The sequence below is a fragment of the Rhizobium sp. BE258 genome (assembly GCF_031457345.1).
In the GTDB taxonomy this organism is placed as follows: domain Bacteria; phylum Pseudomonadota; class Alphaproteobacteria; order Rhizobiales; family Rhizobiaceae; genus Rhizobium.
Genome location: NZ_JAVDWL010000001.1, coordinates 854,643 through 869,045 on the forward strand (window position 1 = coordinate 854,643; position 14,403 = coordinate 869,045).

The following is a 14,403-nucleotide window of genomic DNA, read 5'->3' on the forward strand; positions in this document are numbered from 1 at the left end:
TGACGGCGAAAGTTTCTTGGGAAATGCTAAGATGTCAGACCAATTTAAGGTCGACTGCCTGACAAGAAAAATGGGGAACCATGAAGGCAAATGTGAGCGACAGGCCGGTGATCCGGCCGCTTCCGGCGATCGACCGTGCGCGTCAGGTGACTGAGGCGCTGGCGCATTATGTCGAGGATGCGAAGCTGAAGGCGGGCGACCGCCTGCCGGCCGAGCGCGAGCTTATGTCTGCCCTGGCCGTTGGCCGTTCCACCATCCGCGAAGCCATCCGCCACTTCCAGGCGCTCGGCGTCATCGAAACCCGCAAGGGCAGCGGTACCTACCTGCTGAAACCGGTTTCGAAGGCGACCATTCATGTTCCGCTCTCCTTCGAGGGCGCCAATCTGCGCGATGCGCTGCTGCAGACGCTGGAGGTTCGCCGCGGCATCGAATGCGAGGCGGCGATGGTGGCGGCCCGCAAGCGCACGGCCAGTGACCTCGTGAATATCGAAGAGAAACTGAACGAGATGGAGCGCGTCCATATCGCCAAGGGCACGTCGGGTCCGGAGGATCTGGCATTCCACATGGCGGTCTATGACGCGACGCATAATCCGATGTTCGGCCAGCTTCTGGAGCAGATGCGCGAGACCTTCGTCCGTTTCTGGACCCATCCATTCGACCGGCAGGACTTCGCCCGCCGGTCCTTTCCGTTCCACCGCACGCTTTTCAACGCGATCGCCGCACAGGACCCCCAGGCGGCGCGCGAGGAAACACTGAAGATTCTCGACGTTGTCGAGGAAGACATCAAGGAAATGTCCAAATGAGCAACTCGCTCGATCCGATCGAACTCGCTTCGCTGATCACCGCCCATGACGACGGCAATTTTGCCGAAGCAGTGGTGCCGCCGATTTTTCAGACATCGCTTTTCACCTTCTCCGATTACGACGACATGATCGCCTCCTATCGCGGCGAGAAGGTGCGGCCGATCTATACGCGCGGCTTGAACCCGACAGTGCGCATGTTCGAGGAGATGCTGGCAAAGCTCGAGGGCGCAGAAGATGCGCTCGGTTTTGCAAGCGGCATGGCGGCGATCTCGTCGGCGGTGCTCTCCTTCGTCGAGCCGGGCGACCGCATCGTCGCCGTCAAGCATGTCTATCCCGATGCCTTCCGCCTGTTCGGCACCATCTTGAAGCGGATGAAGGTCGAGGTGACCTATGTCGATGGCCGCGACGAGGAAGAAGTCGCCAAGGCGCTCCCGGGCGCCAAGGTCTTCTACATGGAAAGCCCGACCAGCTGGGTGATGGAAGCCCATGATGTCGGCGCGCTGGCGGCGCTTGCGAAAAAGCACGGCGTCGTCACCATGATCGACAACAGCTGGGCAAGCCCGATCTTCCAGCGGCCGATCACCCTGGGTGTCGATCTCGTCATCCATTCGGCCTCGAAATATCTCGGCGGTCACAGCGACGTGGTCGCCGGTGTCGTCGCGGGCTCCAAGGACATGATCGCCCGCATCAAGGCTGAGGCCTATCCCTATCTCGGCGGCAAGCTGTCGCCCTTCGATGCCTGGCTGTTGATCCGCGGGTTGCGCACGCTGCCGATCCGCATGAAAGCGCACGAGACTGCGGCGATGACCATTGCTCAGCGGCTGCAGGCGCTCGACGTTGTCGAGCAGGTCTGCCATCCGGGCCTCGCGAACCGCCTGCCGGCTGGCCTCAACGGCACGTCGGGCCTGTTCTCCTTCATCTTCCGCGAAGGCGTCGATATCCGCGCCTTCGCCGATCACCTCAAGCTCTTCAAACTGGGCGTGAGCTGGGGTGGACACGAAAGCCTGATCGTACCGGGCGAGGTGGTGCTTCAGCAGAAAGCGCAACCGAACTCCGCGCATACCTTTGGCATTCATGCGCGGTCCGTACGTCTCCATGTCGGCCTCGAAGGGACCGAGGCGCTGTGGAGAGACATCGAAGAGGCGCTCGCCGCCGCTTCGTGACGACAATAGTGAGAGAAACACCTTCAACAAAAGGGGAACTGAGCATGAAAAGACTGATAACCGCAACGCTCTTCGCCACCATGATGGCAGGAACGGCCTTCGCCGACACGACGCTGAAACTCGTCGAGGTCATCACCAGCCCGGAACGTACCGAAACGCTGAAGTCGATCGTCGGCAAGTTCGAAGCCGCCAATCCGGGCACCAAGGTCGAGATCATCTCGCTGCCCTGGAACGAAGCCTTCCAGAAATTCGCGACTATGGTATCGGCAGGCGATACGCCTGACGTCATGGAAATGCCGGATACCTGGCTGTCGCTCTATGGCAATAACGGCATGCTCGAAAGCCTCGAGCCCTATCTCGCCAAGTGGGAGCACACAAAGGACCTGACCCCGCGCGCGCTCGAGCTCGGCCGCGACGTCAAGAAGACCGCATACATGCTGCCCTACGGCTTCTATCTGCGCGCCATGTTCTATAACAAGAAGCTGCTTGCCGAAGCTGGTGTGAAAGAACCGCCGAAGACGATGGAGGAGTTCACCAAGGCTTCCGAAGCCGTCTCCAAGATTTCGGGCAAGTACGGCTACTGCATGCGCGGCGGCCCGGGCGGTCTGAACGGCTGGATGATCTTCGCCGCTTCGATGGCCGGATCCAACAAGTATTTCAACGACGACGGCACCTCGACCATGAACAGCGAAGGCTGGGCAAAGGGTCTGGAATGGATGGTCGATCTCTACAAGAAGGGCTACGCGCCGAAGGATAGCGTCAACTGGGGCTTCAACGAAGTCGTCGCCGGCTTCTACTCCGGCACCTGCGCATTCCTCGATCAGGATCCGGACGCTCTGATCGCCATTGCCGAGCGCATGAAGGCCGAAGACTTCGGCGTCATGCCGCTGCCGAAGGGCCCCGATGGCAAGTCGTTCCCGACCATCGGCTATGCCGGCTGGTCGATGTTCACGACGAGCCAGAACAAGGACCTTTCCTGGAAGCTGATCGAAACTCTCGAAAGCCCTGACGGCAACATCGAGTGGAACAAGAAGATCGGCGCTCTGCCGGCCTATACGGCAGCCGAAAAGGATCCGTTCTACGCCGGTGATCAGTTCAAGGGCTGGTTCCAGGAACTCGCCGACAAGGATACTGTCCCGACGGTGATGCCGACTTACCTCGAAGAATTCGCCTTCTTCAAGGATTCGCTGGCGATCAAGACCTCGCAGCAGGCCCTCCTCGGCGATATCTCGCCGAAGGATCTGGCTGACCAGTGGGCTGATTACCTGACCAAGGCTCAGCAGAAGTTCCTGGCGAAGAAGTAAGTAAAGGCGGGCTCCTTACCCGGAGCCCCTCATCCGCCTGCCGGCACCTTCTCCCCGCTGGGGAGAAGGGAAGTATGCGGTGACCTCTCGTTCCCTTCTCCCTCCTGAGTTTATCGAAGGGGGGGAGAAGGTGGCCCATTCGGGCCGGATGAGGGGGCCGCGCATGCCGCAGGTCAATGGTATAAACACACGGAAAGCCGACCACCGATGACCATGACCGCCGATACGCACAGGCGCCGCGACCGCAGGCCGTGGCTGAAGCGTCTCGCCGATGCCTCCGAGCCATATCTTTACAGCGCGCCTTCGCTGATCCTCATTATCGGGGTCATGATGGTGCCGCTCGTGATCGGCATCTCCTATGCGTTTCGCGATATCCAGCTGCTGAACCCGTTCTCGGGCGGCTTCATCGGCATCGAGCATTTCCGCGAACTCTCCAAGGATGCCGCCTTCTACGGCGCGCTGAAGAATACCCTGTGGTGGACCGGGGCTTCCGTCATCCTGCAATTTGCCTTCGGCCTCATCCTGGCGCTGCTGCTCGACAAACCGTTCTGGGGCAGGGGCATCGTCCAGGCGCTGGTCTTCCTGCCCTGGGCAGTGCCGTCCTTCCTAGCCGGCCTCAACTGGGCGTGGCTCTTCAATCCTGTCATCGGCCCGATCCCGCATTGGCTTTACGCAATGGGTCTTATGAGCGAGCCGGGCAATATCCTCTCCGATCCGCAATATGCGATGTGGGGCCCGATCATCGCCAATGTCTGGTGGGGCATTCCGTTCTTTGCGATCACGCTGCTTGCTGCCCTGCAGGCGATCCCGCGCGATCTTTACGAGGCGGCTTCCATCGACGGAGCCGGCTGGTTCCAGCGCTTCGGCTCGATCACCCTGCCGTTCCTGGCGCCGACCATCGCCATTACCGTGCTTCTCCGCACAGTCTGGATCTCCAATTTCGCCGATCTGATCGTCGTCATGACCGGCGGCGGCCCGGCCGATCGCACGCAGATCGTCGCCAGCTACATCTTCACCCAGGCCTTCAAGCGACTGGATTTCGGCTATGCCTCGGCGATCGCGCTGGTGCTGCTGGCCCTGCTGCTTGCCTATTCTATGCTGATCATCCTGCTGCGGCAGACGCTGCTGAACAAGGATTGAGACCATGAAGCGATCCATCATCCCCACCGTCGCGCATCGTCTGGCGATCCTCTGCTACATCGCCTTCGCGCTGTTCCCGCTCTACTGGCTGCTGAAGGTCTCTGTCACGCCGAACGATCTTCTCTATTCGGAAGGCGTGCGCATGTGGCCATCGCGCACGACCTGGGAGCACTATTCCTTCGTGTTGCAGCACAGTGCCTTCCCGACCTTCTTCAAGAACAGCCTGATCGTCTCGGGTTCGACGGCGATCACCGTGACGATCTGCGCCTCGCTGTCGGGCTATGCCCTATCGCGCTTCAATTTCCGCGCCAAATACTGGATCGTGGCGCTGATGCTTTTGACCCAGATGTTCCCGCTCGTCATGCTGGTCGCACCGATCTTCAAGATCCTGACGCCGCTGCATCTGACCAACAGCCTGACGGGTCTCGTCATCGTCTACACCGCCTTCAACGTGCCCTTCGCCACCTTCCTGATGCAGTCCTTCTTCGACGGCATTCCGAAGGATCTCGAAGAAGCGGCGATGATCGACGGCGCCACCCAGTTCACGGCGTTCCGGCAGATCATCCTGCCGCTGACGCTGCCGGGGATCGCGGCGACGCTCGGCTTCGTCTTCACCGCGGCCTGGAGCGAGCTGCTCTTCGCGCTGATGCTGATCAACGGCAACGACGCGGCGACCTTCCCGGTCGGGCTTCTCACCTTCGTCTCGAAATTCTCCGTGGATTTCGGGCAGATGATGGCGGCGGGCGTTATGGCGCTCATTCCGGCCGGCCTCTTCTTCCTGCTCATCCAACGTTATCTCGTGCAGGGCCTGACGGCCGGCGCGGTCAAGGGTTAGGCACATGGCATCGATCGATATCAAGAACGTCAAGAAAGCTTACGGCCATGTGCAGGTGCTGCACGACGTCGACCTCGAGATCAAGGACGGCGAATTCGTCGTCCTCGTCGGCCCGTCCGGCTGCGGCAAGTCCACGCTGTTGCGCATGATCGCCGGCCTGGAAGAGGTTACCGGCGGCGAGATCCGCATTGCCGGAAACCGCGTCAACGAGCTGCATCCGAAGGACCGCGACATCGCCATGGTGTTCCAGTCCTACGCGCTCTATCCGCACATGAATGTCGCGGGCAACATGAGCTACAGCCTGAAGCTCAGGAAGACGGCCAAGGAAAAGATTGCCAGCGCCGTCGGCTCCGCCGCCTCGAAGCTCGGCCTCGACCCGCTGCTGGAACGCCGCCCGAAGGCTCTCTCTGGCGGCCAGCGCCAGCGCGTCGCCATGGGCCGCGCCATCGTCCGCCAGCCGAAGGCCTTCCTGTTCGACGAGCCGCTGTCGAACCTCGACGCCCGCCTCCGCGAACAGATGCGCGCTGAAATCAAGAAACTGCACGGTGATCTGAAGGCGACCTCGATCTACGTCACCCATGACCAGATCGAAGCAATGACGCTCGCCGACCGCATCGTCGCCATGCATGGCGGCGTCGTCCAGCAGGTCGGCAGCCCGCTCGAACTCTACGATCGCCCGGCCAATCTCTTCGTCGCCGGCTTCATCGGCTCGCCCGGCATGAATTTCCTGGAGGCAAGCTACGAGAATGGTGGCGCAAAGCTGAAGGATGGCACGGTCGTCCCGCTGCTTTCGCCGCTGTCGCTTGCCAATGGCTCGAAGATCACCCTCGGCATCCGCCCGGAACACGTCGTCATGTCCTCAGGCGGCGCCGGCATGAGCGCCGATGTCGAACTCATCGAACCCACAGGCTTCGGTATCATCCTGCACCTGTCGCTGCACGGCCTGCCATTCAAGGTCTTCACGCTCAACCGCGAAGCGCTGACTGCAGGACCGAAGGTCAACGTGACCTTCCCGGCAGAGCATCTGCATATCTTCGATGAGGCAGGCAACCGGGCGAGCTGAGGCCGCTCGCTGCTCTTGCAGTTGCAGCTCCGAGACGCATGTTGCACTCTCCGATTTTGAGTAATCGGAGAGTTCGATGCTTTTGGCGCAGATATCCGACATCCATGCGACTCCGGGTTCTGAAGGCCTCGACCGGCTGGCCAAGGTTGCCGAGTGGCTCCACGGTCTGCGACCAGATCTCCTCGTCATCACGGGGGATCTCGTCGATGATGATTGGCAGGAGGGCTACAAGACGATCGGCGCTATTTTGCGGACCATGAGTTGCCCCGTGCATGTCATCCCCGGAAACAGCGATTGCCGGGACATGATGCATCAAGAATTGGTGGAGTTCTGTGCCGCCAGCCAGCCGATGCATTTTAGCCGTGATCTGGCAGGTCTGACATGCCTGGGGCTCGATGTCACCGTGCCCGGGGCTAGCCACGGAGACGCAGCTCCGCACTGCGATTGGCTGCAGCGCGCGCTGGAGCCAGGGCGTCCGTCCGTCATCTTCATGCATCAACCACCCATCGAGACGGGTATCGTGCCGTTGGACGCGGTGATGTGCCGAAATTCGGATGCGTTTGCAGAGGTTCTCGAAAACGCGGGCTCGGGTGTGCTGGCGGTAGTCTGCGGCCACGTCCATCGGCCGATTTCTGGCAGAATTGGCAGAACACCGGTCTATATCTGTGGTTCTCTTTGCGAGCCCAATCCGCTTGTGCTTGGCAGCCGGTCAGCGCCTCTGCTGACCGACGCCCCTTCTTTCGCGGTTTGCGAGATCGATCGGGGACATTTTCGCCACCATACGATCTCGCTCAGCGTCCGGACTTAGCTCCGCAGCCCCGGCGCTTCCTGGCCGGTGCGCTCGACATATTCGGTATAGCCGCCGCTATACTGGTGGATGCCGTCCGGCGTCAGTTCCAGCACCCGATTGGAGAGTGCTGCCAGGAAATGGCGGTCGTGCGAGACGAAGAGCATGGTGCCTTCGTAATCGGCGAGCGCCTTGATCAGCATTTCCTTGGTGTCGAGGTCGAGGTGGTTGGTCGGCTCGTCGAGAACCAAGAGGTTCGGCGGGTCGAACAGCATCTTGGCCATGACCAGACGCGCTTTTTCGCCGCCGGAGAGAACGCGGCACTTCTTCTCGACATCGTCGCCCGAGAAACCGAAGCAGCCGGCGAGCGCGCGCAGCGGCGCCTGGCCCGCGAGCGGGAAGGAATCTTCAAGCCATTCGAGAACCGTGCGCTCGCCGTCGAGGATATCCATGGCGTGCTGGGCGAAATAGCCGAGTTTGACGCTGGCGCCGAGCGCCACGCTGCCCTGATCCGGTTCGGTTGAGCCGGTGACCAGCTTCAGCAGCGTTGATTTTCCGGCGCCGTTGACGCCCATGATGCACCAGCGCTCCTTGCGGCGGACCATGAAGTCCAGGCCTTCATAGATGCTGCGGCTGCCGTATTTCTTGTGCACGTTCTTGATGTTGATGACATCTTCGCCCGAGCGCGGCGCCGGCAGGAATTCGAAGGCGACGGTCTGGCGGCGGCGCGGCGGCTCGACGCGTTCGATCTTGTCGAGCTTCTTCACGCGGCTCTGCACCTGTGCGGCATGCGAGGCGCGGGCCTTGAAGCGCTCGATGAACTTGATTTCCTTGGCAAGCATCGCCTGCTGGCGTTCGAACTGCGCCAGCTGCTGCTTTTCGTTCTGCGCCCGCTGGTTCTCGTAGAAACCGTAGTCGCCGGAATAGGTGTTCAGCGAACCGGCGTCGATCTCGATGATCTTAGTGACGATGCGGTTGAGGAATTCGCGGTCGTGCGAGGTCATCAGCAGCGCGCCGTCATAATTCTTCAGGAAGTCCTCGAGCCAGATCAGGCTTTCGAGATCGAGATGGTTCGACGGTTCGTCGAGCAGCATCACGTCGGGGCGCATCAAGAGGATGCGGCCGAGCGCCACGCGCATCTTCCAGCCGCCCGAAAGCGCGCCGACATCGCCGTCCATCATTTCCTGCGTGAAGCTCAGGCCATCGAGCACTTCGCGAGCACGGCCTTCAAGCGCGTAGCCGTCAAGCTCCTCGTAGCGAGCCTGCACTTCGCCATAACGCTCGATGATGGCATCCATCTCGTCCATGCGGTCGGGGTCGGACATCGCCGCCTCGAGATCGCGCAGCTCGGCAGCGACTTCGCTGACCGGGCCGGCACCTTCCATAACTTCGGCAACGGCGCTGCGGCCGGACATCTCGCCGACATCCTGGTTGAAATAACCAACGGTCATGCCCTTTTCGACAGAGATCTGCCCTTCGTCGGGGATTTCCTCGCCGGTGATCATCCGGAACAGCGTCGTCTTGCCGGCGCCGTTCGGGCCGACGAGACCGATCTTCTCGCCCTTGTTCAGGGCGGCTGACGCCTCGATGTAGAGAATGCGGTGGCTGTTCTGCTTGCTGATATTTTCGATGCGGATCATGGAGGAGCGGGTACCTGAAAAGTTGTTGCGGCGCGCTTATCATGCGCCGCAGCATTTGTCGCGATTTTCCTTCCGCCAAGGTCTCAGAAGACCTGACGGAGGATGACGAAGAGCACGAAGGCGATGGCGATCGAGGCGGGCAGGGTGAGCACCCAGGCCATCAGCATGTTGCGCACGGTCGACCACTGAAGGCCCGAGCCGTTCGCCGCCATGGTTCCGGCAACGCCCGACGACAGAACGTGTGTCGTCGAGACCGGCAGACCGAAATGATCGGCCGCGCCGATCGTCACCATGGCGACGACTTCGGCAGCGGCACCCTGTCCATAGGTCAGGTGCGTCTTGCCGATCTTCTCGCCGACGGTGACGACGATGCGCTTCCAGCCGACCATGGTGCCGAGCCCGAGTGCGATGGCGACCGCGATCTTCACCCAGAGCGGGATGAACTTCGTCGCATTGTCGACGGCCTTGTGATAGCCGGTCACCGCCTGCAGGTCGGCATCATCCATCGGCAGCAGCTTCTGTTTGTCGATCAGCTTCAGCGCTTCACCGATCAGATAAATGTCGTTGCGCACGTTGCCGACGAGATTGGTCGGAACCGCTTCCAGCGTCGGGAAGGCGGCGACTTCGGCGCTTGTCTGGTGGATATATTGCTGCAGGGCAGGGGTCGTCGCATCCGTCCAGGTCTTGGTCTTCACGGCATTGCTGACCTCGGCCTTGTAGTCGGTGACGATGACGCCGGGCTTCACATATTTGCCGAGCGCCGTTTCCACCTGTGCGGAGGCCTGCTTGTAGGCTTCCAGGTAGTTGACATCAGGCGTGCGGTTCAGCGCGAAGGCCGTCGGCACCAGGCCGATCAGGATCAGCATGATGAGACCCATGCCCTTCTGACCGTCGTTCGACCCGTGGGCGAAGCTGACGCCGGTGCAGGTGAAGATCAGGATGGCGCGGATCCAGAGCGGCGGCGGCCGGTTGCCCTTCGGCTCCTCGTAAAGCTCTTTCTTGCGAACGAGAAACTTCATGACGACGAGCAGGATCGCCGAGAGGCCGAAGCCGATCAGCGGCGAGATCAGCAGCGACAGGCCGATATTGGTCGCCTGCGACCAGTCGACACCGCTGGTGGCGCTGCCTGCCGGGGCCAGGAACTGGTTGGCAAGGCCGACGCCGATGATCGAGCCGACAAGCGTGTGCGAGCTTGAGGACGGCAGGCCGAGATACCAGGTGCCGAGGTTCCAGACGATGGCGGCGATCAGCAGGGCGAAGACCATCGCCAGACCGGAGCCGGAGCCGACCTGCAGGATGAGCTCGACCGGCAGAAGCGCCAGGATACCGAAGGCAACAGCGCCCGACGAAGTCAGCACGCCGAGGAAGTTGAAGAAGCCGGACCAGATGACCGCCAGTTCGGCGGGCATCGAACGGGTGTAGATCACGGTCGCCACGGCATTTGCCGTGTCGTGGAAGCCGTTGACGAACTCGAAACCGAGCGCGATCAGCAGCGCCAGTCCGAGCAGGATCCACGGAACGGCGGCGGCGGCTTCCGTCAGGTCGCGGCCGAGCGCATAGGCCACGTATCCGAGGCCGACGAGAAGAATGAGCAGAAAGACCGGTATGAACCATTTGCCCGCACTCGACGAGTGCAGCGGATGGCTACCGGACTGAGGCATTGGGTGATCGGGGGCGATATCAGCCATGTCCTTGTCCTTTCATGGAAAAGCAGCCAAGGCTACGTCCCGCCCATGAAGCTTGCATGACACAACTTTTCGGTAACGCGGCCCTGCGGCCTCGCGCATCTGCGATTGTCACATTACTGTCGTCAAACCCTGTTGATGTGGCGCCGATCAAAGGGACAGGACCATGACTCAGGAAGAAATCGACCAGCTCCGCCGCATCAAGGACGAGATTGCAGACAGTTTCGACGAGGAACTGGAAATGCAGATGGAGGAAGACCGGCTTGACGACCTCGTTGCCGAGAACCTTCCAGGCGGCATCGAAGACGTGTTGGAGCGGAAAACCTATTTCCGCGAACTCTTCCGCCTCCAGCATGAGCTGGTGAAGCTGCAGGACTGGGTGCAGCACAAGAAGCTCAAGGTCGTCGTGCTGTTCGAAGGCCGCGATTCCGCCGGCAAGGGCGGGGCGATCAAGCGCGTCACGCAGCGCCTCAATCCGCGCGTCTGCCGCGTCGTCGCTCTTCCTGCGCCGACCGAGCGCGAGCGGAACCAGTGGTATTTCCAGCGCTATACGCCGCATCTTCCGTCAGCCGGCGAAATGGTGCTGTTCGACCGCAGCTGGTATAACCGTGCCGGCGTCGAGCGCGTCATGGGCTTCTGCACCAAGGACGAGCTGGAAGAATTCTTCCGCTCGGTACCGGAATTCGAGCGCATGCTTGTTCGCTCAGGGATCATTCTCGTCAAATACTGGTTCTCGATCACCGACGAGGAGCAGGAATTCCGCTTCCGCATGCGTATCCAGGATCCGCTGAAGCAGTGGAAGCTGTCGCCGATGGATCTCGAAAGCCGCGTGCACTGGGAAGAATACACCAAGGCCAAGGAGGAGATGCTCGACCGGACCCATATTCCGGAAGCGCCATGGTGGGTGGTCCAGGCCGTCGACAAGAAGCGGGCGCGCCTCAACATGATCGCCCATCTTCTGCAGCATATCCCCTACGCGGATGTGCCGAAGGACAATATCGTCCTGCCGCCGCGCGTGCGCCACGACGACTATTCGCGCATACCGGTTCCGCCTGAGATGTACGTGCCGGAAATCTATTGAATGTGCCTGAGCGGGCGGTCGCACCGCCCGCAGCCGTCATCCTCGGCGCTGTGCCGAGGATCCAACGATCCCCTACGTCAGCCGTTGCAGATGCTCGGGACAAGCCCGAGCATGACGAAGTGAGGGTCAGCCCTTCCTGAACAGTTTCCAGCGCGTCGGCCGGAAGGCGATGTGCTTGCTGTCGAGGACTTCGGTCTGCGACGGCGGAACTTCCAGCTCGATATGCTGGTGCCCCTTGCCGATATCGATTTCGATATGCCTTGTTCCCGCAACGCGGCGGCTGGAGGCGAGCGTGCCGGGGATTCCGCCGCGGTTCGCGTCCAGCAGTTCGATATCGTGCGGGCGGAAATAAAGCTGCGCCTCGCCATCCGGCTCGCCATCTGCCTTCAGGCCGAGCGTCCGGCCCTCGAACAGGATGTCGCCGCCGACGATCTTGACGTTCAAACAGTTCGACTGGCCGACGAAACCGAAGACGAAGGGCGAATTCGGACGGTCGTAGACCTCATCCGGCGTGCCGACCTGCTCGATCGCACCCTGGCTCATGACGACGACGCGGTCTGCCAGCTCCATCGCTTCGTCCTGATCGTGGGTGACGAAGACGGTGGTGTGGCCAGTGCGGTCGTGGATTTCCCGCAGCCACTTGCGCAGATCCTTGCGCACCTGGGCGTCGAGCGCGCCGAACGGCTCGTCGAGCAAAAGCACGTTCGGTTCGACCGCCATGGCGCGGGCGAGCGCCACGCGCTGACGCTGGCCGCCGGAAAGTTGGGCCGGATAGCGCTTTTCGAGGCCTGAGAGCTGCACGAGATCCAGCAATTCGAGCGCCCTCTTGCGGATTTCGGCCTTCGGCGGACGGCGGGCGCCGTCACGCACCTTGAGGCCGAAGGCGACGTTGTCGAGCACCGTCATGTGGCGGAACAAGGCATAGTGCTGGAACACGAAACCGATATTGCGTTCCTGCACCGTCTTCTTCGAAGCATCCTCGTCGCCGAAGAAAACCTTCCCCTCGGTCGGGCTTTCGAGGCCGGCGATCAGGCGAAGGAGTGTCGTCTTGCCGGAACCGGAAGGGCCGAGCAGCGCGATCAGTTCGCCCGAGCGGATATCGAGCGAAACGTCGTGCAGGGCCGGGAACCGGTCGAATTCCTTGCGTATGTTTTGAACGCGTACTTCCATTCTCAATCCTTCAGTGCCGCCGGCTGGCAGCGATTTCCGCGCTGTATCGCATTTCGAGCAGCGTTTTCAAAACAAGAGTCACAAGGGCAAGCAGTGCAAGCAGTGTCGCGACGGCAAAGGCGCCGGTGAAATTATACTCGTTGTAGAGAATTTCCACCTGCAGCGGCATCGTGTTTGTCTGGCCGCGGATATGGCCGGAGACAACGGAGACGGCGCCGAATTCACCCATGGCGCGGGCGTTGCAGAGCAGCACGCCGTAGAGCAGGCCCCACTTGATGTTCGGCAACGTCACGTACCAGAAGGTCTGCCAGCCGCTGGCGCCGAGCGACAGTGCCGCTTCTTCATCGGCCGTTCCCTGTTCCTGCATCAGCGGGATCAGTTCGCGGGCGACGAAGGGGAAGGTAACGAACATCGTGGCCAGGATCAGGCCCGGCACGGCAAACAGGATCTTGATGCTATGCGCATCGAGCCATTTCCCAAGATAGGTGTTGGCCCCAAACAGAAGCACGAAGACAAGACCCGAGATCACCGGCGACACCGAGAAGGGCAGGTCGATCAGCGTCGTCAGAAACGCCTTGCCCTTGAACTCGAACTTGGCGATCGCCCAGGCAGCGGCAACGCCGAAGACGACGTTCAGCGGCACGCTGATGCCGGCGACGATCAGGGTGAGGCGGATCGCCGAGAAGGTTTCTGCATCCTGCAGCGCCTGGAAGAACGGCGGGACGCCCTTGCGGAAGGCTTCGACAAAGACGGCAGCCAGCGGCAGGAACAGGATCAGCAGCAGGAAGACCAGCGACAGCAGGATCAGCGCCCAGCGCGCCAGCCTGCTTTCCGTCACGACGGAGGCAACCTTCGGAGAGGCGGAGACAGTATCAAGCGCCATGTCCGTACCTCCGTCTGCGCCAGCTCTGAATGAGATTGATGACCAGCAGCATGATGAACGAGATGATGAGCATGACGGCCGCAATGCCGGTGGCGGCGGCGTAATTATACTCTTCGAGCTTGATGACGATCAGCAGCGGCGCGATCTCCGATTTGAACGGCAGGTTGCCGGCAATGAAGATGACCGATCCGTATTCGCCGACGCCGCGGGCGAAGGCGAGCGCAAAGCCCGTCAGTACGGCAGGCGCAAGGCCCGGCAGCAGGACGCGGGTGATCGTCTGGAAGCGGTTGGCGCCGAGCGTCGCCGCGGCCTCTTCCACTTCCTTGTCGATCTCCTCCATCACCGGCTGAACCGTACGCACCACGAAGGGCAGGCCCACGAAGATCAGGGCGACGACGATACCGGCCGGTGTGAAGGCGATCTTGATGCCGAGTGGCGCCAGAAACTGGCCGACCCAGCCGTTCGGCGCGTAGAGCGTCGTCAGCGCAATACCGGCAACGGCTGTAGGCAGTGCGAAGGGGAGATCGACCATGGCGTCGATGATGCGCTTGCCGGGGAAGCGGTAGCGCACCAGCACCCAGGCGAGGATGACACCGAAGACGGCATTGATGCAGGCGGCAATGAAGGCGCCGCCGAAGCTGATGCGCAGGGCATTCACAGTGCGCGGATCGAGCGCAATCGACAGGAACTTCTCCCAGCCGAGTTCGCTCGAACGCCATGCGAGCCCCGACAAGGGGATCAGGATCAGAAGGGTGAGCCAGGTCAAGGTTAAGCCGAGCGCCAATCCGAAACCCGGAATGACACTCGGCCGCTTCAACCGCCACCGTGAGGGGCTATGTGCGTTCATGA

At 61.5% G+C, this 14,403-nt stretch carries 13 protein-coding genes; 8 read left to right on the plus strand and 5 right to left on the minus strand.

Features of this window, described 5'->3' with window-relative positions:
- Positions 1-80 precede the first annotated feature (80 nt).
- The 7 genes from J2X43_RS03990 (at position 81) to J2X43_RS04020 (ending at position 7,116) form a co-directional block, all read left to right on the plus strand.
- Complete coding sequence (locus J2X43_RS03990; protein ID WP_112388505.1) at positions 81-803, plus strand: FadR/GntR family transcriptional regulator; 723 nt, start codon at positions 81-83, stop codon at positions 801-803.
- Positions 800-1,966 carry a PLP-dependent transferase gene (locus J2X43_RS03995; protein ID WP_112388504.1) on the plus strand — a complete coding sequence of 389 codons (1,167 nt, stop codon included), beginning with the start codon at positions 800-802 and terminating at the stop codon, positions 1,964-1,966. Before J2X43_RS03990 ends, J2X43_RS03995 begins: the two co-directional genes overlap by 4 nt.
- 44 nt (positions 1,967-2,010) lie before the next feature.
- Positions 2,011-3,270 (plus strand): sugar ABC transporter substrate-binding protein, encoded by a 1,260-nt coding sequence (locus tag J2X43_RS04000; protein WP_112388503.1) that lies wholly within the window; start codon positions 2,011-2,013, stop codon positions 3,268-3,270.
- A 207-nt stretch (positions 3,271-3,477) separates the two neighbouring features.
- Entirely contained in the window at positions 3,478-4,410 is a 933-nt protein-coding gene (locus J2X43_RS04005; RefSeq protein ID WP_112388502.1) for a carbohydrate ABC transporter permease, read from the plus strand.
- 4 nt (positions 4,411-4,414) lie between these two features.
- Positions 4,415-5,245, plus strand: a complete 831-nt coding sequence (locus J2X43_RS04010; RefSeq protein WP_112388501.1) for a carbohydrate ABC transporter permease — start codon at positions 4,415-4,417, stop codon at positions 5,243-5,245.
- Between the two features lie 4 nt (positions 5,246-5,249).
- Entirely contained in the window at positions 5,250-6,308 is a 1,059-nt protein-coding gene (locus tag J2X43_RS04015; protein ID WP_112388500.1) for an ABC transporter ATP-binding protein, read from the plus strand.
- 76 nt (positions 6,309-6,384) lie between these two features.
- Positions 6,385-7,116 (plus strand): metallophosphoesterase, encoded by a 732-nt coding sequence (locus J2X43_RS04020; RefSeq protein WP_112388499.1) that lies wholly within the window; start codon positions 6,385-6,387, stop codon positions 7,114-7,116.
- Here the strand turns inward: J2X43_RS04020 and J2X43_RS04025 are convergent.
- Both J2X43_RS04025 and J2X43_RS04030 read right to left on the minus strand, forming a co-directional pair.
- Positions 7,113-8,735 (minus strand): ABC-F family ATP-binding cassette domain-containing protein, encoded by a 1,623-nt coding sequence (locus J2X43_RS04025; protein ID WP_112388498.1) that lies wholly within the window; start codon positions 8,733-8,735, stop codon positions 7,113-7,115. The genes J2X43_RS04020 and J2X43_RS04025 overlap by 4 nt on opposite strands.
- Positions 8,736-8,818: 83 nt before the next feature.
- The gene (locus J2X43_RS04030) at positions 8,819-10,423 is read right to left on the minus strand and encodes an inorganic phosphate transporter (protein ID WP_112388497.1); all 1,605 of its coding nucleotides are present in this window, start codon (positions 10,421-10,423) and stop codon (positions 8,819-8,821) included.
- A gap of 163 nt (positions 10,424-10,586) precedes the next feature.
- On the opposite strand from J2X43_RS04030, the gene ppk2 reads away from it, so the two are divergent.
- Complete coding sequence (gene ppk2, locus J2X43_RS04035; RefSeq protein WP_112388496.1) at positions 10,587-11,501, plus strand: polyphosphate kinase 2; 915 nt, start codon at positions 10,587-10,589, stop codon at positions 11,499-11,501.
- A 126-nt stretch (positions 11,502-11,627) separates the two neighbouring features.
- Here ppk2 and J2X43_RS04040 read toward each other — a convergent pair whose 3' ends face one another.
- The 3 genes from J2X43_RS04040 to cysT are packed head-to-tail and all read right to left on the minus strand — an operon-like array spanning position 11,628 to position 14,401.
- Complete coding sequence (locus J2X43_RS04040) at positions 11,628-12,671, minus strand: sulfate/molybdate ABC transporter ATP-binding protein (RefSeq protein ID WP_112388495.1); 1,044 nt, start codon at positions 12,669-12,671, stop codon at positions 11,628-11,630.
- Positions 12,672-12,681: 10 nt separating this feature from the next.
- Positions 12,682-13,554, minus strand: a complete 873-nt coding sequence (cysW, locus tag J2X43_RS04045) for a sulfate ABC transporter permease subunit CysW (protein ID WP_112388494.1) — start codon at positions 13,552-13,554, stop codon at positions 12,682-12,684.
- On the minus strand, positions 13,544-14,401 hold the full coding sequence (gene cysT, locus J2X43_RS04050) for a sulfate ABC transporter permease subunit CysT (RefSeq protein ID WP_112388493.1): 858 nt from the start codon (positions 14,399-14,401) through the stop codon (positions 13,544-13,546). The genes cysW and cysT overlap by 11 nt, the downstream gene beginning before the upstream one ends.
- Positions 14,402-14,403: the final 2 nt, after the last annotated feature.

Coding starts and splice junctions, on each gene's coding strand:
- J2X43_RS03995 (WP_112388504.1), top strand. CDS start 800: ATGAGCAACTCGCTCGATCCGATCGAACTCGCTTCGCTGATCACCGCC.
- J2X43_RS04025 (WP_112388498.1), bottom strand. CDS start 8,735: ATGATCCGCATCGAAAATATCAGCAAGCAGAACAGCCACCGCATTCTC.
- J2X43_RS04040 (WP_112388495.1), bottom strand. CDS start 12,671: ATGGAAGTACGCGTTCAAAACATACGCAAGGAATTCGACCGGTTCCCG.
- J2X43_RS04010 (WP_112388501.1), top strand. CDS start 4,415: ATGAAGCGATCCATCATCCCCACCGTCGCGCATCGTCTGGCGATCCTC.
- J2X43_RS04015 (WP_112388500.1), top strand. CDS start 5,250: ATGGCATCGATCGATATCAAGAACGTCAAGAAAGCTTACGGCCATGTG.
- J2X43_RS04020 (WP_112388499.1), top strand. CDS start 6,385: ATGCTTTTGGCGCAGATATCCGACATCCATGCGACTCCGGGTTCTGAA.
- J2X43_RS04000 (WP_112388503.1), top strand. CDS start 2,011: ATGAAAAGACTGATAACCGCAACGCTCTTCGCCACCATGATGGCAGGA.
- cysT (WP_112388493.1), bottom strand. CDS start 14,401: ATGAACGCACATAGCCCCTCACGGTGGCGGTTGAAGCGGCCGAGTGTC.
- cysW (WP_112388494.1), bottom strand. CDS start 13,554: ATGGCGCTTGATACTGTCTCCGCCTCTCCGAAGGTTGCCTCCGTCGTG.
- J2X43_RS04030 (WP_112388497.1), bottom strand. CDS start 10,423: ATGGCTGATATCGCCCCCGATCACCCAATGCCTCAGTCCGGTAGCCAT.
- J2X43_RS03990 (WP_112388505.1), top strand. CDS start 81: ATGAAGGCAAATGTGAGCGACAGGCCGGTGATCCGGCCGCTTCCGGCG.
- ppk2 (WP_112388496.1), top strand. CDS start 10,587: ATGACTCAGGAAGAAATCGACCAGCTCCGCCGCATCAAGGACGAGATT.
- J2X43_RS04005 (WP_112388502.1), top strand. CDS start 3,478: ATGACCATGACCGCCGATACGCACAGGCGCCGCGACCGCAGGCCGTGG.